The sequence below is a fragment of the Dankookia rubra genome (assembly GCF_004355005.1).
Lineage (GTDB): Bacteria > Pseudomonadota > Alphaproteobacteria > Acetobacterales > Acetobacteraceae > Paracraurococcus > Paracraurococcus ruber_A.
Genome location: NZ_SMSJ01000232.1, coordinates 1 through 2,260, shown reverse-complemented (window position 1 = coordinate 2,260; position 2,260 = coordinate 1). Strand labels below are relative to the sequence as shown.

Below are 2,260 nucleotides of genomic sequence, written 5' to 3'. Positions count from 1 at the left end.
CGACCGTCCCGCTGCCCATGACCTTACAGACGACCTTACGCCCGACGTTAAGGCCGCCAGCCTCAACGCACGTCAGCGGCCAGGGAAGGCGATGGAGGCCGGACGCTTACCACCCGGGCGGTGCTGAATAACCTGCTCAAGCAGGGCTACGTTGAGGAGTGCGCGGCGCCCGACGAGTTCGCTGGCCTGCGCTGGCATCAACAGGACGGCACCCGGCCCACGGTGCGCATCACCGAGGCAGGGATGGCGGCCATCGGCGTCACTGCCGCGACTGAGCCTGGACAGGCGATGGACACCGTCCCTGCCGACATGCCGCAGGCGCCTGGTAGCGCGCCTCTGGCGCCTTTCACGGTGCCAGAGGCCGAGGTGGCGCCCACCGGCGCAGAAGTCAACCAGCCGCCCACCACGGCGGCCCTGGCTCGTCCCAGCCTGCGCGACGCCGCCCAGCGTGTCCTCGCCGCCTGGGACGACGAGGCCGGCGAGCGCGCGGCCCTGCCCGACGCAGTCGCCGCCCTCCGCGCCATCTTGGTCAAGCCCGCCCCGGCACCGCGCACCGCCGGCCCGCGCAAGCCGCGCGGGGGCACCAAGCAGCAGCAGGTCCTCGTCATGCTGCGCCGGCCCGAGGGCGCCACCATTGCCCAGATCATGGAGGCCACCGGCTGGCAGGCCCACACGGCCCGCGGCTTCTTCGCCGGCCTGAAGAAGCGCCAGGGCATCGCGGTCGATGCCGCCGAGCGGGTTCGGCAGGTCGGGCCCGGCAAGGAGGGCGCAAGGGGCAGCTATACTATTTACCGCGTTGCGAGGCAGCCTGAGGCCATGGGCCTGCTGAGGCAGGTATGCCCTCACCAGGTGGCTCACATCCGGCGGAAGCCGCTGCAACTGCCCCGACACGTTCCGCGCGACAGCACCTCCCCTGGCCAGCAGCATCGCCCGCCAGCCGAACGCAGACGGGCCGGCAACTGGTGAACACGTCCGGTCCGCCCCCTGCCAGGTAGCCCGCATTGTCGAGAACGGGTCCTCGAGCAGTACCAAATCTCCGGCAGGCGCAGCCACCAAAAGGGTAGGGCTGAGGCCGAAGGCTGCGCGACGCGGTATCACGAGGCTCGACGGGTGGTGTGTCGCGTTCCTCCTTCCCCGGGAAGGCAGGGGCTCCCGGAGACCGTCACGGCTGCACAGCAGTCCAAACGCGCCGACTCCGCTCCGGTTGGCTGGCATCCGGAACCGGTCAGGCGCCCGAAGTGGCAGGCGCCAGAGGGCCATGTGGAGACGCGGTTCCCCCATCTTCGCCCCGTCCTAGGGATCCTGCGTGTCATCGGAGAGGCAATGAGTACATGAGGCCGCCGCGAGACCACAGGTCGTTTTGACCGCGCGGCAGACCGATGGGGCTTCCGCTACCGAGGTTCCGCTCGAAGCTCTCCCCGTAGTTCCCAACCGCCTTGATAGCGTTGTAGAGCCAGCGCTCGTCGAGCCCGAGCGCGCTCCCGAAGCCAGGTGTCACGCCCAGGAGCCGCTGCACAGCGGGATTAGGATCCTGCAAGCGTTGGTCCAGGTTTGCCTGAGTAATGCCGAGTTCCTCGGCCTCAATTATGCCCATGAGCACCCACTTCACGACGTCGAACCACTGATCGTCGCCGTGGCGAACCATGGGGCCTAGCGGCTCCTTGCTGATACGTTCGGGCAGCAGGACGTGGTCGTTCGGGTTATGTACCGCGGTTGCGCGGTAGCTCGCGAGCTGGCTCGCGTCCTGCGTCATAGCATCACAACGCCCAGAGCTGTACGCGGCCACGAACTCGTCCGGGCGCTCGATCAGCACCGGCGTGAAGCGCATGCTGTTGGCGCGGAAGTAGTCGGCGACGTTCAGCTCGCTCGTGGTGCCGGGCTGCATGCAAATGGTCGCGCCGTCGAGCTGCTGCGGCGAGGCGATACCGAGCGAGCGACGAACCATAAAGCCCTGGCCGTCGTAGAAGTTGACCCCCGCCATGTTTAGGCCTAGCGCCGTGTCACGCTGCAGCGTCTGCGTCGCGTTTCGCGCGAGCACGTCTATCTCGCCGCTCTGGAGCATGGTGAAGCGGTTCTGCGAGGAGGTCGGTACGAAGCGCACCTTGGTCCGGTCGCCGAACATGGCCGCCGCGAGCGCGCGACAGAAGTCCGGGGACTGTCGGCATTTCCGTGTGTTGCCGGTCATGAGGGAATGGAAGGAGCTCCCCCATGGCTCGACGGAAGGCGCCGCACATCGCTGATGAGTTGCTGGACCAGCTGC

At 68.0% G+C, this 2,260-nt stretch carries 2 protein-coding genes; one reads left to right on the top strand and one right to left on the bottom strand.

Annotated elements, in window-relative coordinates; genetic code table 11:
- Positions 1-120: 120 nt before the first annotated feature.
- The gene (locus E2C06_RS39035; RefSeq protein WP_206664850.1) at positions 121-966 is read left to right on the top strand and encodes a DUF3489 domain-containing protein; all 846 of its coding nucleotides are present in this window, start codon (positions 121-123) and stop codon (positions 964-966) included.
- Positions 967-1,309: 343 nt separating this feature from the next.
- Here the strand turns inward: E2C06_RS39035 and E2C06_RS36185 are convergent, their stop codons facing one another.
- A complete protein-coding gene (locus E2C06_RS36185) occupies positions 1,310-2,185 on the bottom strand; it encodes an amino acid ABC transporter substrate-binding protein (RefSeq protein ID WP_241671629.1) in 876 nt (291 codons plus the stop codon).
- Positions 2,186-2,260: the final 75 nt, after the last annotated feature.